Below are 23,710 nucleotides of genomic sequence, written 5' to 3' on the forward strand. Positions count from 1 at the left end.
GCGCCATGCACATACATCGCGCTCAGGTAGAAACCGCCAAATTTTGGGATGACAAGCTTGCGTGGCTTTGCAGGTTATATGGAGAAATGATGGAGACCACGGATGACAGGGCTTGTGAAATGCTTAAACCCACCGGTCTTCAGGCAGTCGAACCACCCAACGTATCCTTAAATACTTTGTTACAATTGCTGGGCCAACCTATTTTATGTGCTTATGAGCGACTCGAGCGATCCTGCTGCCCCTGACCACAGGGAAACATCTACACACCGCGCTGCGGCATCTCAAGCACCCCAACAGCGCCATCAACGGTTTCGCTCCATTCGGCAACGCCTGGCGTTTTGGGTCGGCGCGCTGCTGGTGGGTTTACTGGCGCTGGCTTTTGCGTGGCTGGCTGATCATGCCTTTCAGCTCTTTCAGCGTCTGTTGAATCACAGCCACTTATGGCCGTGGTTGGTGACACCCGCAGGATTTGCCCTGTTGGTCTGGCTGACACAGGGGTGGCTGCGTAATGCCAGGGGAAGCGGCATTCCACAAGTGATTGCAGCGCTGGAAAAGCCCTCTGGTCAGTTCAGGGCGGCAGTGTTGGCCTGGCCGATCGCACTCGCGAAGATGATACTGACATTGCTTGCCCTGCTAGTGGGGGCCTCGGTTGGTCGCGAGGGGCCAACCGTACATTTGGGCGCCTCGGTACTGTATGGCTTTGGTCGGCGGCTGGGCCTGTACGAGCGAAAGACGGTTTCCGGACTGATCCTCGCTGGTGGTGCCGCAGGCATTGCTGCCGCATTCAACACGCCGCTAGCAGGCGTGGTGTTTGCCATCGAAGAGTTGAGCCATACTTTCGAGCAGCGCTTCAGCGGGCTGGTACTGACGGCTGTGGTGATTGGCGGTATGGTCACGCTGGGTCTGGTCGGGCCTTATACCTATTTTGGCGTTATCAGTGCCAGCCTGCCCTGGGGCGATGCCTGGGTGGCGGTAGTCATATGCGGGCTGGCAGGCGGCCTGTTGGGTGGGGGGTATGCACGGCTGGTCATTCCAACATCCCACGGCTGGCTTGGAAGGTTGGGCGCTATCCGCTCACGCTTCCCGGTTCGGTTTGCCGCCGTCTGTGGATTACTGGTCGCCTGTCTAGGGGCACTGTCCGGCCAGCATGTCTTTGGTACCGGCTACGAGGAAACACGTGCCATTCTGGAAGGGCACCCTATAACCGATCAGGACTTTCTCATCTGGAAATTTCTGGCCAACGTGGTTTCTTATTTGGCAGGCATTCCCGGCGGGCTCTTTTCGCCTTCGCTCACGGTAGGCGCCAGCTTTGCGCCCTGGCTGGTCGATTGGCTGCCTGATGTCACCCTGCAGACCGGTGCGCTTCTGGGCATGGCGGCCTACCTCACGGGCGTTACCCGGACACCGCTCACCTCGACTGTCATTACCTTGGAGCTGGCCCACAGCCCTGACATGGCGATCCCTGTGCTGGCGACGTGTCTGCTGGCGAATGGTGTGTCTGGCTGGCTTTCGCCCACCTCGCTTTATCATGCGTTGGCTCAACAGATCCTGCATGCGGTGGAGCCTGAAGCGTCGAAGCCTACCAAGTGTGATTGAGATCACACCGTAACAGCTGTTCTTCAGACTGTCACAGTGTTGTCAGGCGTTTTCGCTAAACCCATTCGCTCCAATAATCGTGGGAGCGCATGATGAGCACGTTCGATAATGGAAGACGGCGCCTGATCCAGGGGCTGGGCGTTGGACTGCTGCTGCCGGGAGTGGCACCTGCCGTGATCGCCGGCGCCAAGCAGCGTCCGCTGATGCTTGAAGGGGTTCAGTCAGGTGATGTTCAGGGCAACCGGGCCATTGTCTGGAGCCGCTGTGATCGTCCGGCGCGGATGATCGTCGAGTGGGACACCAAGGAGAGCTTTCGCCATCTGCGCCGAATGGTTTCGCCTGTGGTGACAGCCGACACGGATTACACTGCGCGCATGGACTTGCGCGGACTTCCCGCTGATCAATCCATTTTCTATCGGGTTCGTTTCGAAGATATTTACAGCGGTGCGCAGAGCGAGCCTGTCTTTGGACATTTGCGTAGCGCACCGACGCATCGTACCGATATCCGCTTCGTCTGGAGCGGCGACACGGTCGGGCAGGGATTTGGTATCAACCCCGATATCGGTGGCATGCGCATCTATGAGGCCATGCGTCGCCGACAGCCGGACTTCTTCCTGCACAGTGGCGATACCATCTATGCAGACGGCCCGCTAGAAGCTAAGACCACGACGGTGGAAGGCAAGGTCTGGCGCAACATCACCACAGAGGCCAAGAGCAAGGTTGCCGAGACGGTCGATGAATATCGTGGCAATTATCGCTACAACCTGATGGACGAAAATGTCCGTCGGTTCAATGCTGAAGTCCCGCAGATCTGGCAGTGGGATGACCACGAGACCACCAATAACTGGTCTTCTACTAAAGTGCTGGATGACCGTTACACCGTAAAGGACATCAACGTACTGGCCAGGCGGTCGCGTCAGGCGTATCTGGAATATGCCCCCATGCGGCTGCAACAGCGTGATGATGCCGGACGCATCTATCGCAAGATCAGCTACGGTCCTCGGCTGGATATCTTCGTGCTGGACATGCGGACCTACCGGGGCGGGAACAGCACCAACCTGCAACCCAATGAGGGGCCAGACACTGCTTTCATGGGGCGCACGCAACTCGAGTGGCTCAAGCAGGGGCTCACGGAGTCTACGGCTACCTGGAAGGTCATTGCGGCAGACATGCCCATTGGCCTGGAAGTCCCTGATGGGGTAGATGCAGCAGGAATGCCTCGTTGGGAAGCCATTGCCAATGGCGACGGCGGTGCACCCTTGGGTCGCGAACTGGAAATTGCAGAGCTCTTACGTTACATCCGCCGGTGGAATATCAACAATACGGTCTGGCTGACTGCAGATGTGCACTACTGTGCGGCTCACCACTACCACCCCAACCGGGCAGCCTTCCAGGATTTCGAGCCCTTTTGGGAGTTCGTGGCAGGCCCCCTCAATGCCGGTGCATTCGGGCCCAACAAGCTGGACAACACTTTCGGGCCGGAGGCCGTGTTTGTGAAGGCGCCACCGGTAGCCAACAGCTCGCCGCTGTCGGGCTTCCAATTCTTTGGCGAGGTCAATATCGAAGGGCACAGCGGTGATCTGACCGTGACCCTGCGAGATCTGGATGGAAAGGCGGTATTCGAAAAGACGCTTCAGGCTGTTTAATCAGGCTGTAAAACAAAGGGCTGAATGATCAGCCCTTTGCCTCATGCTTAGTGATGTTCCCGCGTCGCGCGGAATTTTATGTCAGGCCAGCGCTCTTCCATCAGGCTCAGGTTGACACGAGTCGGCGCAAGGTAGGTCAGGTGACCGCCGCCATCCACGGACAGGTTCTCCATGGCCTTGTTCTTGAATTCCTCAAGTTTCTTCTTGTCGCTGCATTCGATCCAGCGGGCAGACCAGACGTTGATCGGCTCGTAGACGCATTCCACCTTGTATTCTTCCTTCAGGCGGCTGGCAACGACGTCGAACTGCAGCACACCGACGGCGCCCAGAATGATGTCGTTGTTGCGCTCGGGGAAGAACACCTGGGTCGCGCCTTCCTCTGCCAGCTCCTGCAGGCCCTGGCGGAGCTGCTTGGACTTGAGCGGGTCCTTCAGGCGTACGCGGCGGAACAGTTCAGGCGCAAAGTGCGGAATACCGGTAAAGCCGAGGCTCTCACCTTCGGTAAAGGTATCGCCGATCTGGATGGTGCCGTGGTTGTGCAAGCCGATGATGTCGCCTGCAAAGGCTTCTTCCAGTTGTTCACGCTCGGAAGAGAAGAACGTCAGGGCGTCAGCAATCTTGATGTCCTTGCCGATCCGCACATGGCGCAGTTTCATGCCTTTTTCATACTTGCCGGAGCAGATCCGCATAAAGGCAATCCGGTCACGGTGCTTGGGATCCATGTTTGCCTGGATCTTGAATACGAAACCACTGAATTTCTCTTCGACCGGCTGTACGTCACGCTCGTTGGTCGCGCGCGAAAGCGGCTGTGGCGCCCAGTCCACGACCGCGTCCAGGACGTGATCGACACCGAAGTTGCCCAGGGCTGTACCAAAGAAGACCGGTGTCATCTGGCCCTTTAAAAATTCATCTGTATTGAATTCATGGCACGCGCCCTGAACCAGTTCGAGCTGCTCGACGAAATCATCGTACAGGTCACCCAGGTGAGTACGGGCTTCGTCCGAGTCCAGCTTTTCAATGACGCGGGTTGCGATACGCTCATGGCCGTGGCCAGGGGTATAGACAAAGATCTTGTCTTCGGAGAGGTGATACACCCCTTTGAAATCACGGTAGGAGCCAATCGGCCAGGTAATCGGGGCCGCCTTGATTTTCAGGACAGCTTCGATCTCGTCGAGCAGCTCGATCGGATCGCGAATGTCACGGTCCAGCTTGTTCACAAAGCTGACAATGGGTGTATCGCGCAGACGGCAGACGTCCATCAGGGCAATCGTGCGGGGCTCAACGCCTTTACCGCCATCGAGCACCATCAGGGCAGAGTCGACCGCCGTCAGGGTGCGGTAGGTGTCTTCCGAGAAGTCTTCGTGACCGGGCGTGTCGAGCAGGTTGATCATGTGCTCGCGATAGGGGAACTGCATGACCGACGTGGTAATGGAGATACCACGCTGCTTTTCCATCTCCATCCAGTCGGAGGTGGCATGGCGGTCGGATTTACGTGATTTAACGGTTCCGGCCACGGCAATGGCTTGCCCCATCAGGAGGAGCTTCTCGGTGATGGTGGTCTTACCGGCGTCCGGGTGGGAAATGATGGCGAAAGTGCGCCGCTTGGCGACTTCGGCGGCCTGCTTGGTCATGGAGGCTGATGTCCGGTGGATACTTAAACCGGCGATTATAGCAAGCCAAAAGGCCTGTAGGTTCAGGCCTTTTGGCTTTTCAGACGAGTCTTGTTCAGCAGAGTGGCTCTGATGCACTGGGCCACCCTGCCAGCGGTTTATTTAGGCCCTATTTCCGAGCAGCCCGAGTGTTTCACATACTTCTTGAGAATTGCCCACTGCGGACGCTCCTTGTTATCCCGGGGTTCGATGGAGAGGGAATAGTCGCCCCAGCCCGGACCTGCTGCCCAGTATGTAGCTGGGATACATTCCTTCTGAAGGTGCGAGAGCATGTTATCCATGACCTTCATCCAGCGGGGATCATCCCCTGGTGCACCAAACTCACCAATGTGGCCTTTCTTGTTATTGGCCTTGAGCCAGTCAATAAAAGGTTGAACACGTTTGACGCCAATCATGGGATCAAGCTGACTAGTGTCTTTGGATTCGTAGCGACCACCGGCATCAGCGTCGAAATACACATGAGCCGAGAAAATCAGATTGTCCGCTGGATCCTTGAGGTTCAGCAGGCCTTTGTTTACATCAGGCCAGCGCGCGCTGCTTGACCAGAAGTTGCCCTCGATCACGATCGGACGGCTCTTATCGACGGAGCGGATGCCATCGATGCCGTACTGGGCCGCGGTGTCCCAGTGGTCTTCCACATCATGCGGCTCGTTCATGATGTCGTAGCCCAGCAGGGCAGGGTGCTTGCTCCAGGTTTTGGCGATCCGCTCCATGACGTCCTGGTAAGCCTCGTAGGGTACGCTCTCCGAACCAATGATCTGGTCGCGGTAACGCCCGTAGTTGTGCAGGTCCAGAATGACCTGCATCTTGTAGCGCTTGGCCGAGTCCAGCGTCTGGCTGATCAGGTCAGCGTACTGAGTGTCCAGCTCACCGTTGAGCTTGGGTTGCAGGCGCTCCCAGGTGATCGGGAAACGTACGACGCGAATCCCGCGATAGCCCCAGCGCCTGAAGTAGGAGTCGTCAGGAAAGAAGTAGTTGGTACCGTTCACACCCGGAAGCACCTGCGCCGCAAAGCCGGCACCCGAGAAATTCAGACCGATCATCTCGGCTGGGTAATCGGCCGCCGAGGCGGTATGGCTCATGAGCAGGGGAGCGAATGCTAGAAAGGCATATCGCTTGAGGTTGCGTTTGATTCGCCCGGTTCTATTCATCGAAATAAGTGCCATAAGCGTAATGGGCAGGCCAGAACTGTACCTGCAGGGTTAACATGGATAGCCTAATAGCAAAACCCGTCAAACGTGCTCTTTGAGCAGGTCGATTGACAAGGGGGCCGGCGGGGTTTGACGTAAAAATGTGATTGCCTATGGCTTTATTGAAAATACGTACAGCGATAGGAGCGGGAAGTAAACTCGATAAGCGTTAAAAAGCCATTAAGCTGAAAGCCTGAGCCGGACTCAGGACACAGGCTTTCAAGCCTGGCGCTTAGCAGGCATCCAGACGGAAGCAGACTCCTGTCCAGCGCTCAGCCTCCTCACGTGCATCCTGCTCGTTATCGAATTCGGCAATGACTCCGCCATGGGCGTAGAGCACCGCCCAGGTTTCCTTCAAGGCAACCTGCAACGAGTTGATGAATGATGGAGGCTCTACCGAGCCGTCGACTTCGATGCCAAACATTTTGATTTCCCTATGAAATGAAGCAAAACATATTGTTGGAGTTTGGCCATATCCTTCCGTGATGTAAGGCACTGCATGGCGACACACGAAGACCTGTGCGTCTTAATAAAGTTTACGCCTTGCCATATTTCTTTCATCTTTTTGGTGAGCGGCAGTATCCAAATCTGGTTAGCACTCTCTCGCAAAAATCAATCTTTGTTGAAAATGCCTATCTGGCTTGAACGGGTTCTCTCAATTGCAGAGGAATCCTGACGGATTTTGGAACATCGGTTCGCCTGGCCGGTCGGTTTTACGAGGAGGGTTCGTACCGGATCGAGGTAAATCAGACAGTCGTATGGGATTTTTGATTGATCTTGCGGGCGTGTAGTCCTAAAGTTCGCGCCCGAACGTCCATGCTGGAAACGATCCATCCGGCTCAAGTACTGACGACGAGACAGCAAGGTCAACGCTCTAGACATGTTGACCTTTTTGCTTTCGGCGACGTGCCTTGGGAAGTAGGCGAACCAAAGTGGGGAAACGGATTAGGCGTTCAGCAATACCCCTACGAATCCATTTGTTCTGCCATTGGGAGTCCGACGCATGTCCATCCAGGTCGAAGATTACTACTCGCGCGAGACCTTCCAGCGAATGAAGTCCTTCGCTGACCAGCATGAAACGCCTTTTGTCGTAATCGATAAAGCCACCATTTCCAGAGCCTACGATGATCTGGTGAACAATTTCCCGTTTGCCAAAATTTATTACGCCGTTAAGGCAAACCCAGCCATCGAGATTACTGAGCTCCTGCGCGACAAGGGCTCGAATTTCGACATCGCGTCCATCTATGAGCTGGACAAGGTACTGAGCACGGGCGTCAGTCCTGACCGCATCAGCTACGGCAATACGATCAAGAAAGCCAAGGACATTCGCTATTTCTACGAGAAGGGTGTGCGGATGTTCGCCACCGACTCCGAGGCTGACCTGCGTAATATTGCCAAGGCCGCGCCGGGATCGAAGATCTATGTGCGGATTCTGACCGAAGGCTCCAATACTGCTGACTGGCCGCTTTCACGCAAGTTTGGCTGCCAGACTGATCTGGCACTGGACCTCCTGATCCTGGCCCGCCAGCTAGGCCTTGTGCCTTACGGCGTCTCCTTCCACGTTGGCTCGCAACAGCGTGATATCGACGTCTGGGATGCGGCCATCGCCAAGGTCAAGGTGATATTCGAGCGCCTGCGTGAAGAAGACGGTATCGTCCTGAAGATGATCAACATGGGCGGCGGGTTCCCGGCAAACTATATTGCCAAGACCAACAACCTCGAAACCTATGCTGAAGAGATCATCCGCTTTCTGAAGGAAGACTTTGGCGATGAACTTCCGGAAATCATTCTGGAGCCCGGTCGTTCGTTGATTGCCAACGCCGGTATTCTGGTGAGCGAAGTGGTACTGGTGTCGCGCAAATCGCGCACCGCCGTCGAGCGCTGGGTATACACCGACGTAGGTAAATTTTCCGGTCTGATCGAAACCATGGACGAGTCCATCAAGTTTCCGATCTGGGTCGAGAAGAAGGGTGAGATGGAAGAGGTCGTGATTGCCGGCCCTACCTGTGACAGTGCCGACATCATGTATGAACACTACAAGTATGGTTTGCCACTGAACCTTGCCAGCGGTGACCGTCTGTATTGGTTGTCTACCGGGGCGTACACCACCAGCTACAGTGCTGTGGAATTCAATGGCTTCCCTCCACTCAAGGCCTATTACCTCTAAATAGCGCCCATAAAAAACCCGCTTCGGCGGGTTTTTATCATTCAGACGGTAAGGGGCGTATCGTAGCGCTTGCTCTGGGCTCTGGTAAGGGCCGCTTGGTCCGTCTCGTCGCCCAATTCGGCGGCGCGCTCGAAATAGCTCAGCCCAATCAGGCGCAGCGCTTCATGGTCGGAGTCCAACAGTCCTTGCCGGCTGGCCCTGAAAAAATTGAGGTTGCCGGTCTTCAAGGCTTCCTTCAACCAGTGCTGGGCTTCCTCAAGGCGACCCGTTGTTGCCAGCACTGCCGCATAGCTATATTGACCGCGAAAATCGCCTGCCTCTGCCGACCGCTTGTACCAGTCATGTGCAACCTTTGTATCCCGTGTAACGACAAGGCCCTCTTCGTAGAAGCGTCCAACGAGGTTCATGGACTTGGCATGGCCCAGCTCAGCGGCTCGTCGGTAGAATAAAAAGGCGCTGTGCTCGTTACGGGAGACACCGCGTCCTGTCGCCAGCAGATTGGCATAGTTGTACATGCCCCAGTCCAGGCCCTGTTCAGCGGCCTGACGATAGGCCTCGGCTGCTGCGTGGGCATCCTGCTCGCAGCCCCAGCCATGTTCGCGGCAACGTCCTACCATGTTGAGCGCCATCGTGTGGCCTTGATCGGCAGCGATAGTGAACCAGATCAATGCGAGGCTAGCGTCCTGTGCAATGCCGCGGCCCTCCAGCAGGATCTGGCCTAGCATGGCCTGGGCATCTGGCGAGCCGGCCTTGGCAGCCGTCAGGATGACACGGGCCGCCTCCCTGGGATTATCCGATGCCAGTGCCTGTTCCAGCGCCTGGTTTTCGAGAACTTCCTGTCGCCTCAAGACGTAGGCCATGGTTATACGTCTACCCAGCGGCGTAGCAGGTTGTGATAGGTCCCGGTCAACTGAACCAGTGAAGGATGATCAGGGACGTCGCGGGTCAGGTTTTGAATGGCTGTGTCCATTTCGAACAGCAGGGCCCGCTGGCTATCTTCGCGAACAAGACTCTGAGTCCAGAAAAACGAGGCATATCGAGTGCCTCGAGTCACCGGCTCCACCTTGTGCAGGCTGGTGGCCGGATAGAGCACGGCGTCGCCTGCCTTTAGCTTTACGCGCTGTGTGCCGTAGGTGTCCTGAATCACCAGTTCTCCGCCGTCATAGCTGTCGGGATCACTGAAAAACACTGTGGTCGAGATATCGGTTCTGACGCGCTCGACGCTGTTTTTCACGTTGCGTACGGCGTTGTCTATATGGAAGTCGAATGAGCCGCCGGCGGTGTAGCAGTTGATCAAGGGCGGGAAGATCTTGTGGGGCAGTGCCGCAGACATGAATAGGGGATGCTGCCAGAGCCGATGGACGATCGCTTCGCCGATTTCACGGGTCAACGGATGGTCTTCGGGAAGTTGAAGATTGTGCTTGGCCTTGGCGGATTGATGTCCGGCAGTGATTTTTCCATCACTCCACTGGGTCTGTTCAAGCGCCTCTCGGATACGAGCCGTTTCTTCAGCAGTAAAGACCTGGGGTATGGCTAGCAGCATGACGCGCTCCGACGAGCATAAAAAGCTATTAATGATAGTCATTCTCAGGATTTTTGCAAAAAGTACAGCATAGAACTGCTAGCCGTCTTTAATAATCCAGAATACTCTAAAATACTATTGATACTAATTCGTATTTGCGTATATTTTCCGCGCCTTCGTTCGTGGGGAATAACTAGAAAATGACGCGTCAAAGTAAGTCGGGCGTTGCGCCTAAACTATTAGTTTCAGCGGTAGGTGTGGCTATAACGGCTTTTTCCGGCACTACGCTTGCTCAACAGGCGCCCGCCAAGGAAAGTACCGCCAAGGGGTCGAGCGTACTGGACCTGAGCAGCACTACTGTCCTGGGGGATGAAGAGGGCAGCTATAGTGTTCAGGAGTCGGCATCGTCCAAGTACACGGCGCCGCTGCGTGATACGCCTAAGTCTGTGACGGTAGTGCCTGCACAGGTAATCCGCGACACGGGTGCGCTGTCGTTGACCGATGCGCTGCGGACTGTGCCTGGTATTACTTTCGGCGCTGGCGAGGGGGGAAATCCTCAAGGCGATCGACCGTTCATCCGCGGTTTCAATGCTGAAAGCGATACCTTTGTCGATGGTATGCGCGATGTAGCCTCCCAGACGCGCGAGATCTTCAATCTGGAGCAGATTGAAGTCAGCAAGGGGCCAGGCTCGGCTTATACCGGTGCGGGTTCTACAGGCGGTAGCCTGAACCTGATTACCAAGACGCCCAAGCTGCAGAATTTTGTGAACGGCGGCTTTACCTATGGGTCCGATCAGACGCGCCGTACCACGCTCGACGTGAATCAGATGATCACGGATAACGCTGCGTTCCGTTTGAATCTAATGAAGCATGACGCCAATGTGGCCGGACGTGATGGTCCGGACGTCAGCCGCTGGGGTGTAGCGCCTTCGATCAGTTTTGGCCTTGGCACGCCCACGCGTGCGACCTTCTCTTACTATCATCTGGATACAGACGACACGCCTGATTACGGTATACCGTTGACCAACGTCAATCGCAGCGAAGCGAATCCAAGTCGTCCGGCTCATGTGGACAAGGATAACTGGTACGGTTCTAGCCGTGATTACCGGAAAAGCAAGACGGATAGCGGCACATTCCGTATAGAACATGACCTGAACGATAACCTGACGCTGTCCAACAGCTTCCGCATGGTACGTACTACGCTGGATTATGTAGCGTCCAACCCGGATGACAGCCGTGGAAACGTGGCCAATGGCTATGTCTACCGTTCGCCCAAGAGCCGTAACTCCGTATCCGAAGGATGGGTCAACCAGACCGAGCTCAAATCTCTGTTCAATACGGCAGGTATTGAGCACACGCTGGTAACCGGTATGGAGTTCAGTTATGAGGACGTGCATAACCGTCCTTACACGTTTAACTCCAGCGCATCGGGATCAACGTGTAACGCTGCGCTCCTGGCCAGCGGTGACTGCACCAGTTTATACAACCCTACACCGAAAGATGGTTGGGCAGGCACCTACGCTGAAGGCGAGTCTTACACCGATACCGACACCAAAACCGCAGCGGGTTATGTATTCGACACGCTAAAGCTCAACGAGCAGTGGTCCATCAATCTGGGGCTGCGTTACGATGATTTTGAAACGCGCTCGAGTGGTTACACGACGGGTGGTCGCGGAGCCGTAGCGGGTAATTTCAAGCGCGAAAACAAATCGCACTTCTGGAACTACCAAACTGGGATCGTCTATAAGCCAGTACCCAATGGCAGCATTTATGTCGCCTGGTCGACTTCAAGCAATCCTTCTGGTGAGACCGCTGGCGAAGGGGGCGTAGAGCTTTCTGCAAGCAATACGAGTCTTGAGCCCGAACGTAACCGTAATTATGAAATCGGGACCAAGTGGGACTTCTTCAATGAAGCGCTCTCGCTTAATGCTGCCGTGTTTCGTACAGACAAGACCAATGCCCGAGTCGCCAGCGCCGAGAGCACCTCTTTTCAGGTATTGGACGGCGAGCAGCGTGTCCAGGGCGTGGAGCTGGGCTTCAGTGGCAAGCTGACGCCTCACTGGAAAGTATTCGGCGGTTACACCTACTTGGATAGCGAGATCCGCAAGTCGACCACCACTTCCGATGAAGGCAATAAGATGCCTCAGACACCGGAAAATAACTTCACTCTGTGGACAACTTATGATGTCACTCAGGATTTCACAGTGGGGGGTGGCGCTACGTATGTGGATCGTCAGTTCGGTAATACGGCCAACTCGACCTACATTCCCTCCTACACGCGCTACGATGCGATGGCGGCTTACCGCGTGACGAAGAATCTGGATCTGCAGCTGAATGTACAGAACCTGACGGACAAGCGTTATTTCGACCAGGTGTACTCAACCCATATGGCGCACGTAGCGCCCGGACGTACCGCGCTCCTGAGTGCCAACTTCCATTTCTGATGGAAAAGGCATGGCCCGGCTCCTGTGAGCCGGGCTTTTTGTATGGATATCTCTTACCTGCCAGGCGCAGATGGCTCACGCGTTCTGGTTTTTGAATGGCTCGTGGATCGAGTGATTTAAATGAAAAAGCTTCTCTTCCAGCTGCATTGGTTTATGGGCATCACGGCAGGACTGGTGCTGGTCATCATCGGCGTGACCGGCGCTGCGTATTCGTTCGAGCCGGAGATATCGAACCTGATCAATCGTTCTGCAGCGGTAGAGGAGCGAATGGCTGGAAAGGCGCTGGCACCTTATGAGCTTATCAAGCGCGTCGAGGCATACGAGGGTAAAAAGGTAACCGGACTATGGGCCGATCTTGTGCTCAACAGTAATGTTCGCGTATTTTTCGAGCCCCCGCCAGGGGAGCGGCGCGGACCTATGCGCTTTGTTGATGCCTATACCGGCGAGGTATTGAGTGAGCCGATTGGTGCCGACTTCTTCGGGCTCATGCTGCGTCTGCATCGTTTTCTTGCTGTGGGTGAAACCGGCAAGGCGATTGTGGGTGCCTGTACCCTGATGCTCGTATTCTTCTGTCTGTCCGGTCTCTATCTTCGCTGGCCTAAACAGGTTGCCAGCTGGCGCGCCTGGTTGACCTTGGATTGGGCCCGTAAAGGGCGCAGCTTCAATTGGGACCTGCATGCTGTCGCAGGCACCTGGTGCCTTATGCTCTATCTGCTGGCGGCGCTCACGGGGCTCTTCTGGTCCTACGAGTGGTACCGCAACGGCCTGATCCGGTTGTTGGATGATGCGCCTGCCGAGCAGCGAGGCGAGCGCAAAGGCGGCAGGCCGGAACGTCCTCAGCCAAACGGGGTGCCACCCATCATCAATCATGAGGCCCTTTGGGCAAGCGTGCAGCAAGCGGCCGGTCCGACGCTGGAAGGTTATACCTTACGCCTGCCCTCGGCAGCCGGTCAGCCGGCAACAGTATTTTATCGCCTTCAGAATGCCGATCATCTACGAGCACTCAACAAGCTGGACCTGGATCCGCAAACCGGCGCGGTCCGCAGCCATGAGCGCTACGCTGACAAGAGCATCGGCGGGCAGCTGCTGGGCAGCATCTATGCGCTGCACACGGGAGAATACTTCGGGTTGCCGGGGCGGCTGCTAATGTTTCTAGCCAGCCTCGCCATGCCCTTGTTCTTTATCACGGGCTGGTTGCTCTATCTGGATCGCCGCCGAAAGAAAAAGGGGATTCGCCAGGCTCGTCGCGAAGTCATACCTACGGCAACAGGGGATGAGCCCTGGTTGATCGGCTTTGCCAGTCAGAGTGGTTTGGCGGAGCAACTGGCCTGGCAAACCGCCGGCCAGCTACAGGCTGCAGGCCAGCCAGCAACGGTAAAGCCGCTGGCTCAGCTCAATTCTGATGCCTTGACGGCGGCTCGCAAGGCATTATTTATCGTCAGTACCTTTGGTGATGGCGAGGCTCCAGATAATGCCCGCAAATTCGAGCGCGCCGTGTTGCGGCAGGCGATATCCCTGAAGCAGCTCTCCTACGGTGTGCTGGCGCTGGGGGATCGGCAATACCCGGATTTCTGTGCGTTTGGACGACGTCTACAGCGCTGGCTGAGCGGGCAGGGCGCTCACAGTCTGTTCGATACGGTTGAGGTAAACCGGGACGATGAGGTTGCCTTGGGTCTATGGCAGTCTCGCCTGGGCGAGTTGGGTGCCGTGGCGCATATCCAACCAGCTACTGCTCCGTTCCAGGATTATCACCTGTCGGCCCGTCAGTGCTTGAACCCCAGAGGGCAGGGATGGCCCGTCTTCAGGGTCGATCTCCAAATGCCGGCAAATTGCTCGTGGGCAGCCGGCGACCTTATCGAAATACTGCCGCGTTATCCTGTGTCATTCGTACAGGAATGGCTAAGTCCATTGGGACTTTCTCCAGATTCCCTTGTATGGCTGGACGGGATCGAGTTGCCGTTGGATCAGGCATTGGCAACACGTTTTCTGCCTGAGGACGTGCACCAGATGGTAGGCATGCACGCACAGGGATTGGTTGAGGCGCTGCTGCCTTTGGCGGTCAGGCAGTATTCAATTGCATCCCTGCCCGTTGAGGGGACTATGTCACTGATCATTCGCCAGGAGCGCAAACGAAGTGGGCAGTTGGGTATCGCGTCTGGCTGGCTGACCACCCATGCTCCAGAGGGTGGGCACCTGATGGCACGCCTAAGACCTAATTCCGCGTTCCATATGCCTCATGACGATCGGCCTGCGCTCCTTATTGGCAACGGCACGGGGATAGCCGGCTTACGGGCACTGCTCAAGGCGCGCATCGACGCAGGACACAGCCGGAACTGGCTGCTCTTCGGTGAGCGGAATCGTGAGCATGATTTCTTCTACCAGGACGAATTGGAGCACTGGCTGGCGCATCGGCAACTTGCCCGGCTTGATCTGGCTTTTTCCCGTGATCAGGAAGACAAGGTATATGTTCAGGATCGCTTGCTGGAATCCACAGAAGACGTCCGAGCCTGGGTCGAGCAAGGCGCGGTCATTTACGTCTGTGGCAGCTTGCAGGGCATGGCGCGAGGTGTACATGCCGCCCTGGTTGAGATCCTGGGCGAATCGGGCCTGGAGCGGTTGCAGGAGGAGGGGCGCTACAAGCGGGACGTTTATTGACGGATAGCCGCTGGCCATTTCCATTTACAGGCAGGAAGTGGCCAGTTGCGCTTTGCCTATAAATCGATAAGCTCTCCGGCCTCTCGGAAGGCCACATCCATAGCGATAGTGATGCTCCTTGAGAAGCAGCTTCCAGTCTGTCTGCCAGGGCGTGGGCCCTGGCATTCGCTTAGAAGGAGTGTGTATGTCGGACGTGCGCCACGGTTCTACCCAGCCTCACAACGCTGACGAGGCGGGCACTTACCGTCTTGTTATCTGGCGACTCATTCCGTTTCTCTGTTTCTGTTACCTGGCCGCCTATCTGGACCGTATCAACATCGGTTTTGCAAAATTGCAGATGCTTGATCAGCTGCATCTTTCCGAGACGGCTTACGGGTTGGGGGCAGGGCTCTTCTTCGTCGGCTATATCCTGTTCGAGGTGCCCAGTAACCTAGTGTTGGAGCGTGTCGGCGCCCGTATCTGGATTGCCCGAATCATGATCACCTGGGGGTTATTGTCGGGCGCCACGATGTTTGTGACCGAGGCGTGGCAGTTCTACCTCTTACGTTTTCTTCTAGGGGCGGCCGAAGCGGGCTTTTTGCCTGGTGTTCTGTTTTACCTGACCCAGTGGTTCCCTACTTATCGACGAAGCCGCGTCATTGCACTGTTCATGATTGGTCTGCCGCTGTCGAGCCTGATTGGCGGGCCGATTTCGGGTTGGATCATGAGCCATTTCCATCAGGTCAACGGCTTGCAGGGCTGGCAATGGCTCTTTCTGCTGGAGGCCGTGCCTACAGTGGTTCTGGGTATTTTGACTTTCTGGGTGCTGCCCAACACCATCAGCGAAGCCGCCTGGCTGAGCGCAGAACAGAAACAGGTGCTGTTGCAGAAGCTTGAGGAAGATGAGTCTGATCGACCCAATACGCCCTATCGTTTTCGCGACGGATTCTGGGACATCAAGGTCTGGATGCTGGGCGGAATCGATTTTTCAATTCTGCTTTGTGCCTATGCCATGGGGTTCTGGCTGCCAACCTTCATCAAGGGCGCTGGGGTAGCCGATACTGTGCATATCGGATGGCTTACCGCCATTCCTAGCCTCATGGGGCTGATCGGCATGCTGGCCATTGGCGCAAGCTCGGACCGTTTTCGGGAGCGCCGCTGGCACATCATCGTGCCGTTCATCGTAGGGGCTGCTGCGCTGTCCATGAGTACCTTCTTCTCCCAGGACGTCATGATGCTGGTGCTGCTGTTCGGAATCGCCTCGGCTGCGATCATTGGCGCCGTCCCGGTCTTTTTCAGCCTGCCGGCCACCTTTCTCAAGGGTACAGCGGCTGCGACCGGCTTTGCCCTGGCCTGTTCGCTAGCCAACATTGCGGGTCTGGTCAGCAACTCGCTGATGGGGTTTGTGCTGGATCTGACGCATAGCAGCGCCGTAGCGCTCTGGTGCTTTGCTGGTTCGCTGCTGCTCAGCTGCCTGCTTGTACTGGCGCTGCCGGCCAAGGTGGTGAACCGCTGAGGTCAACCTGCTGCTAGGCTGAAAGAAGTCCTGGTTATGGAGGCGTCCATGTTCAGTCACATCCAGCTTGGCATTCATGATCTGTCACGCATGACGGCCTTTTACAACGCGGTTTTGAGCGAGCTTGGCATGATTCGTATGCCCAACGAGCAAGACGGTGGTCCCGAGGGTGCTGGCTGGCAGTATCCCGGGCAGCGATGGCCGCAGTTCTTTATCCAGTTTCCCTTTGATGGAAAACCCGCTTCGGTGGGTAACGGAACGCAGGTAAGTTTTGCGGTCCCCTCACAGACCAAAGTGGATGCCGCATGGCGTCAGGCGCTGTTACATGGCGGCTCCGATGAAGGCGCTCCGGGGCTAAGGCCACAGTACGCGCCAGATTACTATGGCGCGTACTGCCGCGACCCTGAGGGCAACAAGTTATGCTTTGTTCATGCCGAAGGGCTGCCGTTAGCGCACCACCAGTAAGGCGCCGCCGGCCGTACGCAGCATATTGCCGGTATTGCTACCCATGAAGAAGTGTCGTAACCGGGAATGTCCGTAGGCGCCCATGACCGTCAGGCCAATTTCCTGCTGTTTGCGGTACTTCTCAAGCGCAAGCTCTACATCGCCTTCGACGATGGCGGTCACAGCGCTCAGACCCACAGAGCGCAGGATAGTGGCTGCATCTTCAAGAGGCTGACGATTTTCGGCGTTATCCTTTCCGACGGTCACGATATGGCATTCCAAACCCCGAAATAGCGGGCTTTCGGCCATAAGCTCTAGTGCCTTTCGCGCACTGTTGCTGTTATCGAAGCCCAGCATGACGCGCTGAGGGATCTCAAACGCTACCGGTGTCACAAGGATCGGGCGGGTCAGGGTGCGGATTGCGCTTTCCAGATGGCTACCGATCAGCCGCGCCGGTGGGGTTTCCTCGCCCAGTCGACCCATGACGAAAAGAGCGCTTTGCGCCTGCATATCCCGCAGCGTATCGAGAAAGTCTCCGTGCCGCTGCAGCGTATCGGTTTCCTGAGCGCCCAGCTTGGTAACATGCTCCTGAGCCGCTTCCAGTAGAAGCTGCCCTTGCTTGAGACCTAGCCCCCTGCGTTTCTCATCCAGTCTGGCCAGCTCGTCCAACAGGTGCTCCCGACTGCCCAGCCCGATAGTGCCACTTAGGTCAGAATCGGCAGGATAATGTTTACGGTCAAGCACATGCAGCAGATGTATGGGGGTACCCAGCTTCAGGCTGGCCCAGGCAGCATAATCGCAAACACCTCGTGTAGCAGGGGAGCCATCGATACAGGCGATGATCCTGTTCATTACTGTTCCTCGATCAGTAGCATTCAAAACGCGATACCTAGTGGCCCATCACTTTGTTGGCCGCGTCCGGTTTGTCATGGATGCCAAAGCGGTCGACCAGCGTAGCACTGGCCTGGTTCAGGCCAATGACCTCCACGTGCGCACCTTCCCGACGGAACTTGAGAACGACATTATCCAGTGCCGAAACCGCTGTAATGTCCCAGAAGTGGGCATGGGTCAGGTCGATCACTACATGGGAAACCGCTTCCTTCAGGTCGAATGCTGCGTTGAAACGAGTAGTCGATGCGAAGAAAACCTGCCCCTTTACGTCGTAGATCCGTTTTTGCCCATTTTCCAGTCGACTCTCTACCGTCAGGTAGAACGCCACCTTGTTGGCAAAAAACAGCGAAGCCAGCAGTACACCGGTGAGCACACCAAAGGCGAGGTTATGCGTGAAAACCACCACAGCCACGGTGACCAGCATCACTATATTGGTGGATAGGGGGTATTTTTTCAGGTTACGGATGGAGTCCCAGCTGAAGGTGCCGATAGAGACCATGATCATGACGGCAACCAGTGCAGCCATGGGAATGCGCGAGACCCAATCCCCAATGAAAACCACCAGAATCAGCAGGAAGACTCCAGCTACGAGAGTGGATAGCCGGGAGCGACCGCCAGACTTCACATTAATGACGGACTGGCCGATCATCGCACAGCCTGCCATTCCGCCCAGAAGACCCGAAACGATATTGGCCAGCCCTTGGCCCTTGCATTCACGGTTCTTGTCGCTAGACGTATCGGTCAGGTCATCCACGATAGTGGCAGTCATCATGGACTCCAGCAGGCCTACCACGGCAATGGCAGCCGAGTAGGGGAGGATGATCAGCAGGGTATCCAGGTTGAGCGGCACGTCAGGCAGGAGAAATACCGGCAGGCTGTCAGGCAGTTCACCCATGTCCCCTACGGTGCGTACATCAAGACCCAGATACATCGAGAGGGCCGTCAGCAGCAGGATGCAGACCAGTGGCGAGGGAATGAACTTGCCTAGCGTGGGTACGTAAGGAAACAGATAAATGATGCCCAAGCCAGCCGCTGTCAGGGCATAGACATGCCAGGTGACATGGGTCAGTTCAGGCAGTTGCGCCATGAAAATCAGGATAGCCAATGCATTAACGAAGCCGGTCACTACGGAGCGCGAGACAAAGCGCATCAGCGAGCCCAGCCTCAGAAAGCCGATGATGATCTGGATAACGCCAGTCAGCAGCGTAGCGGCAAGCAGGTATTGGAGGCCATGATCGCGCACGAGGGTGGTCATGAGCAGGGCAGTCGCGCCTGTCGCTGCCGAGATCATGCCGGGACGACCCCCTGCGAAGGCGATGGTCACCGCGATACAGAAGGACGCATACAGGCCGACTTTCGGATCAACGCCAGCAATGATGGAAAAGGCGATGGCCTCTGGGATGAGCGCAAGAGCAACGACCAGGCCGGCAAGAATGTCGCCGCGCAGATTGTAGAACCAGTGATTCTTGAGGGTATGCAGCATTGCAGGTACCAAAGCAAAAGCCAAAACCCGCACGCCGAGCAGACGGCATGCGAAGCCCATGGGTTATGACACGTTGAAAAAAGACAAGTGCTGGGCCTGAAAGGCGCGCAGCAAATACCGCACTGACGAGTGCTTCCAACGTCAGCGGTACAGGCGAGGAGGGGAAAGCGCTATGGCGGCGTAGGCAGCCAGCAAAGAGGGTTAAGCAGTGTCATCAGACCTGTCTTCAGCCTTCAAAATAAACGAGGGAGCGACCTTAACACAAAATGTAAAAAGGTGCAGACAGCATTAAAGACTTGCTGTATTAGGCCGATAACAAAATCAGAAGTTTCGGAGCGCGCCTCTGACAGAAGTGCTCTGCGAAAGTTCCCAAAAGAGCAAAATAATCGGATAACTGGCTAGTTGCCACCGCTTCGATTGGTTATATTTTGCTCAGGGGTGCGGCGAAGAATCGCACTTCACTTCTGATGAGGAGTCAAGACGTGGATATGAACCGTCGGCAATTCTTCAAGGTCGCGGGTATCGGCCTTGCAGGATCTAGCCTGGCGGCACTAGGCATGGCACCGACGCCAGCTTTTGCCGAACAGGTGCGCCATTTCAAACTGGCGCGCACCATCGAAACGCGTAACACCTGCCCTTACTGCTCTGTGGGTTGTGGCTTGGTTATGTACAGCCATGGCGATAAGGCCAAGAACGTTGCGCAAAACATCATTCACATCGAAGGCGATGCGGATCACCCGGTGAACCGCGGTACGCTGTGTCCGAAAGGCGCCGGTCTGCTGGACTTCATCCACAGTCCGAATCGACTGAAATATCCTGAAGTGCGTGAAGCAGGCTCCAATGAGTGGAAGCGCATTTCCTGGGAAGAGGCGATGGATCGCATCGTCAAACTGGTCAAGGAAGAGCGTGACGCCAATTTCATCACCAAGAATGCTCAGGGCCAGACGGTTAACCGTTGGACGTCCGTTGGGTTCCTGGCTGCGTCCGCTGCTTCCAACGAAGCCGGTTATCTGACTCAGAAAGTCGTTCGTAACCTTGGTCTAGTCGGTTTCGATAACCAAGCTCGCGTTTGACACGGCCCGACGGTGGCAAGTCTTGCCCCGACATATGGCCGTGGCGCCATGACGAATACCTGGACAGATATTCGTAATGCCAACCTGATTCTGGTGATGGGCGGAAACGCCGCTGAAGCGCATCCGTGCGGCTTCAAATGGGTGACCGAAGCGAAGGCCCATAACAAGGCACGCCTGATCGTGGTCGATCCGCGTTATACCCGTACGGCTTCCGTATCGGATTATTACGCGCCGATTCGTACCGGCTCGGACATTGCGTTCCTGGGCGGCCTGATCAATTACCTGATCACAAACGATAAGATTCAGCACGAATACGTTCGTAACTACACTGACGTCTCCTTCATCGTGAACGAAGGTTTCACGTTCGAGGACGGTCTGTTCAGCGGTTATAACGCCGAGAAGCGCACCTATAGCGACAAGTCCACCTGGAGCTATGAGAAGGGCGCGGATGGTTTTGCCAAGGTCGATCCGACCTTGGAGCACCCGCGTTGCGTCTTCCAGCTGATGAAGAAGCACTACAGCCGTTACACACCGGAAGTTGCCAGCAATATCTGCGGTATGCCGCAGGATCGCATGATGAAGATCTGGGCGGAAATCGCCGAGACCTCGCAGCCTGGCAAGACCATGACCGTTCTGTACGCCCTGGGTTGGACGCAGCATTCTGTGGGCGCCCAGATCATCCGTACAGCGGCAATGGTTCAGCTGCTGCTGGGTAACGTGGGTCTGCCGGGTGGCGGTGTGAACGCACTACGCGGTCACTCCAACATCCAGGGTCTGACCGACCTGGGTCTGCTGTCGAACCTTCTGCCGGGCTACATGACGCTGGGCAATGATGGTGAGCAGGACTTCAATGCCTATATCACCAAGCGTGCCCTAAAGCCGCTTCGTCCTGGCCAGATGTCCTATTGGCAGAATTACGGCAAATTCCATGTCAGCCTGATGAAGGCCTGGTATGGCGATGCGGCGACCGCTGAAAACAACTGGTGCTACGACTATCTGCCCAAGCTGGACGTACCGGGTGCCGGTTATGACGTGATGAAGATGTTCGACATGATGTCTCGTGGCGAAGTCCGTGGCTATTTCTGCCAAGGCTTCAACCCGATCGCATCGTTGCCGGACAAGAATCGCGTAGTAGCTGCGCTTGCCAAGTTGAAGTGGTTGGTCATCATGGACCCGCTGGCAACCGAAACCTCCGAGTTCTGGCGTAACGCCGGCGAGTACAACAACGTTGATACCGCCAGCATCAAGACCGCGGTGTTCCGTTTGCCCACGACCTGCTTCGCTGAAGAAGATGGCTCTCTGGTCAACAGTAGCCGTTGGCTGCAGTGGCACTGGAAGGGCGCTGAAGCACCCGGTGAGGCGCGTACCGATGTGACCATCATGTCGGAAATGTTCCTCAAGCTGCGCGAGATGTATCGCACCGAGGGCGGCGCCTATCCGGATCCGATCCTGAACCTGTACTGGCCGTACAAGATTCCGCACGAGCCGTCTCCCGAGGAGTTGGCCAAGGAGTTCAACGGTTATGCCGTCAAGGACGTTACCGATGCCACTGGCGCGGTAGTGGTCAAGGCTGGCCAACAGCTGTCGGGCTTCGCTCAGCTCAAGGACGACGGTACGACGGCTTCGGGCTGCTGGATCTTCTGTGGCAGCTGGACCGAGCAAGGCAACCAGATGGCGCGCCGTGACAACAGCGATCCCTATGGTGTCGGTCAGAGTCTGGGCTGGGCATGGGCGTGGCCGATGAACCGCCGGATTCTGTACAACCGTGCCTCGGCTGACCCAAGCGGTAAGCCATGGGGACCGGACAAGAAACTGGTCTGGTGGAACGGCAAGAATTGGGGCGGCGCTGACGTTCCGGACTTCAAGCCGGATAGCGCACCGGAAGCCGGTATGAATCCGTTCATCATGAACCCGGAAGGTGTGGCGCGTTTCTTCGCCGTCGACAAGATGGCCGAAGGTCCGTTCCCTGAGCACTACGAGCCCTTCGAGACGCCAATCGGGGTTAACCCGATGCATCCGAAGAACGACAAGGTGATCAGCAACCCGGCCGCTCGTGTTCTGCCCTCTGTATGGGAGTCGTTCGGCAAGGCCGACAAATTCCCGTATGCGGCGACCACGTACCGTCTGACCGAGCATTTCCACTTCTGGACTAAGCATTGCCGTTTGAATGCGATCGTCCAGCCCGAGCAGTTCGTCGAAATCGGCGAAGCGCTGGCGAAGGAGAAGGGCATTGCGGCGGGCGACAAGGTTCGGGTGAGCTCCAAACGCGGTTACATCGTGGCTGTCGCGGTGGTAACCAAGCGGATCAAGCCATTGGAAGTGAACGGCCAGACCGTGCACCAGATTGGTATTCCGTTGCACTGGGGCTTCTCGGGTCTGACGCGTCACGGTTACCTGACCAATACACTGGTTCCATTCGTCGGCGATGGCAACTCGCAAACGCCCGAATCGAAATCGTTCCTCGTCAACGTGGAGAAGGCATAAATGGCACTTCAAGAAATCGTTGCCCAATCCGCGACGACGACCACGCCTTCCTCCATCCGTCAGGTGGAGGAGGTCGCCAAGCTGATCGACGTCTCCAAGTGCATTGGCTGCAAGGCCTGCCAGGTGGCGTGTTCAGAGTGGAACGAGCTGCGTGATGAGGTGGGGCACAACCATGGTACGTACGACAACCCGGCCGACCTGACCTCCGATACCTGGACGCTCATGCGCTTTACCGAGCATGAGAACCAGGCCGGCGATCTGGAGTGGCTGATCCGTAAGGACGGCTGTATGCATTGCGCCGAGCCGGGCTGCCTCACGGCATGTCCGAGCCCGGGTGCGATCATCAAGCACGCCAACGGTATCGTTGACTTCAACCAGGACCATTGCATTGGCTGCGGCTACTGCATCACCGGTTGTCCGTTCAACATTCCGCGGATCTCGCAGAAGGATCACAAGGCGTACAAGTGCACCCTGTGTTCCGACCGTGTATCGGTAGGGCTTGAGCCCGCCTGTGTGAAGACCTGTCCTACGGGTGCCATTACATTTGGTACCAAGGAAGACATGAAGCACCATGCTGAGGAGCGCATTGTCGATCTGAAGAGCCGTGGTTACGAGAACGCCGGTCTGTACGACCCGGCGGGTGTAGGCGGTACGCACGTCATGTACGTGTTGCACCACGCCGATCAGCCTGCGTTGTACAACAACCTGCCGAACGATCCGGCCATCAGCCCGATGGTAAGCCTGTGGAAAGGCATCACCAAGCCGTTGTCGCTGCTTGCCATGGGCGCTGCGGTGCTGGCGGGCTTCTTCCACTACGTACGTATCGGACCGAACCGTGCGGACGAAGAGGATGAGGCTCATCACGATGCTGCCGCCGAGCAGGTGGAGAAAAAGTCCCAGGACACGTCGGTGAAGACGTTCGATCCGACCAAACGCTGAGATAACGTCTC

16 protein-coding genes are annotated in these 23,710 nt (G+C 56.4%); 9 read left to right on the plus strand and 7 right to left on the minus strand.

The genetic code is table 11. The features are described 5' to 3' along the window. Nucleotides 1-213: 213 nt before the first annotated feature. Together PLU01S_RS06450 and PLU01S_RS06455 are read left to right on the plus strand one after the other, a co-directional pair. Entirely contained in the window at nt 214-1,596 is a 1,383-nt protein-coding gene (locus PLU01S_RS06450) for a chloride channel protein (RefSeq protein WP_083397838.1), read from the plus strand. 92 nt (nt 1,597-1,688) lie between these two features. Continuing rightward, on the plus strand, nt 1,689-3,242 hold the full coding sequence (locus PLU01S_RS06455) for an alkaline phosphatase D family protein (protein ID WP_074822756.1): 1,554 nt from the start codon (nt 1,689-1,691) through the stop codon (nt 3,240-3,242). A 47-nt stretch (nt 3,243-3,289) separates the two neighbouring features. On the opposite strand, the gene PLU01S_RS06460 is transcribed toward PLU01S_RS06455, so the two are convergent. From PLU01S_RS06460 to PLU01S_RS06470, 3 genes are all read right to left on the minus strand, one after another. Beyond that, the gene (locus PLU01S_RS06460) at nt 3,290-4,873 is read right to left on the minus strand and encodes a peptide chain release factor 3 (RefSeq protein ID WP_074822753.1); all 1,584 of its coding nucleotides are present in this window, start codon (nt 4,871-4,873) and stop codon (nt 3,290-3,292) included. Between the two features lie 137 nt (nt 4,874-5,010). Further along, nucleotides 5,011-6,063 (minus strand): glycoside hydrolase family 5 protein, encoded by a 1,053-nt coding sequence (locus PLU01S_RS06465; RefSeq protein ID WP_010797222.1) that lies wholly within the window; start codon nt 6,061-6,063, stop codon nt 5,011-5,013. Nucleotides 6,064-6,334: 271 nt separating this feature from the next. After that, nucleotides 6,335-6,526, minus strand: coding sequence for a hypothetical protein (locus PLU01S_RS06470; protein ID WP_019366888.1), 192 nt, complete (start codon nt 6,524-6,526; stop codon nt 6,335-6,337). A 579-nt stretch (nt 6,527-7,105) separates the two neighbouring features. Between PLU01S_RS06470 and PLU01S_RS06475 the strand changes: the two genes are divergently transcribed. Next, nucleotides 7,106-8,269 (plus strand): type III PLP-dependent enzyme, encoded by a 1,164-nt coding sequence (locus tag PLU01S_RS06475; RefSeq protein ID WP_010797224.1) that lies wholly within the window; start codon nt 7,106-7,108, stop codon nt 8,267-8,269. 41 nt (nt 8,270-8,310) lie between these two features. Here the strand turns inward: PLU01S_RS06475 and PLU01S_RS06480 are convergent, their stop codons facing one another. Both PLU01S_RS06480 and PLU01S_RS06485 read right to left on the minus strand, forming a co-directional pair. After that, complete coding sequence (locus tag PLU01S_RS06480) at nt 8,311-9,129, minus strand: tetratricopeptide repeat protein (RefSeq protein ID WP_074822747.1); 819 nt, start codon at nt 9,127-9,129, stop codon at nt 8,311-8,313. Nucleotides 9,130-9,131: 2 nt separating this feature from the next. Beyond that, complete coding sequence (locus PLU01S_RS06485) at nt 9,132-9,812, minus strand: Fe2+-dependent dioxygenase (RefSeq protein ID WP_074822745.1); 681 nt, start codon at nt 9,810-9,812, stop codon at nt 9,132-9,134. 179 nt (nt 9,813-9,991) lie between these two features. Between PLU01S_RS06485 and PLU01S_RS06490 the strand changes: the two genes are divergently transcribed. The 4 genes from PLU01S_RS06490 (at nt 9,992) to PLU01S_RS06505 (ending at nt 16,850) form a co-directional block, all read left to right on the plus strand. After that, a complete protein-coding gene (locus tag PLU01S_RS06490; protein ID WP_074822743.1) occupies nt 9,992-12,235 on the plus strand; it encodes a TonB-dependent receptor in 2,244 nt (747 codons plus the stop codon). A gap of 120 nt (nt 12,236-12,355) precedes the next feature. After that, entirely contained in the window at nt 12,356-14,890 is a 2,535-nt protein-coding gene (locus PLU01S_RS06495) for a sulfite reductase flavoprotein subunit alpha (RefSeq protein WP_074822742.1), read from the plus strand. A 184-nt stretch (nt 14,891-15,074) separates the two neighbouring features. Beyond that, complete coding sequence (locus tag PLU01S_RS06500) at nt 15,075-16,385, plus strand: MFS transporter (RefSeq protein ID WP_074822738.1); 1,311 nt, start codon at nt 15,075-15,077, stop codon at nt 16,383-16,385. 48 nt (nt 16,386-16,433) lie between these two features. Then, nucleotides 16,434-16,850: a VOC family protein gene (locus PLU01S_RS06505; RefSeq protein ID WP_019366882.1), complete on the plus strand. Its 417-nt coding sequence runs from the start codon at nt 16,434-16,436 to the stop codon at nt 16,848-16,850. Here PLU01S_RS06505 and PLU01S_RS06510 read toward each other — a convergent pair. Continuing rightward, the gene (locus PLU01S_RS06510; protein ID WP_074822734.1) at nt 16,833-17,681 is read right to left on the minus strand and encodes a universal stress protein; all 849 of its coding nucleotides are present in this window, start codon (nt 17,679-17,681) and stop codon (nt 16,833-16,835) included. The genes PLU01S_RS06505 and PLU01S_RS06510 overlap by 18 nt on opposite strands. 37 nt (nt 17,682-17,718) lie before the next feature. Then, entirely contained in the window at nt 17,719-19,203 is a 1,485-nt protein-coding gene (locus PLU01S_RS06515) for a SulP family inorganic anion transporter (protein WP_026004090.1), read from the minus strand. Between the two features lie 482 nt (nt 19,204-19,685). On the opposite strand from PLU01S_RS06515, the gene fdnG reads away from it, so the two are divergent. Together fdnG and fdxH are read left to right on the plus strand one after the other, a co-directional pair. Next, the gene (gene fdnG, locus PLU01S_RS06525; protein WP_139208703.1) at nt 19,686-22,760 is read left to right on the plus strand and encodes a formate dehydrogenase-N subunit alpha; all 3,075 of its coding nucleotides are present in this window, start codon (nt 19,686-19,688) and stop codon (nt 22,758-22,760) included. Continuing rightward, a complete protein-coding gene (gene fdxH / locus PLU01S_RS06530) occupies nt 22,761-23,699 on the plus strand; it encodes a formate dehydrogenase subunit beta (protein WP_019366878.1) in 939 nt (312 codons plus the stop codon). Nucleotides 23,700-23,710 lie beyond the last annotated feature (11 nt).

It is taken from the genome of Pseudomonas luteola NBRC 103146, from assembly GCF_002091675.1.
Taxonomy (GTDB): Bacteria; Pseudomonadota; Gammaproteobacteria; order Pseudomonadales; family Pseudomonadaceae; genus Chryseomonas; species Chryseomonas luteola.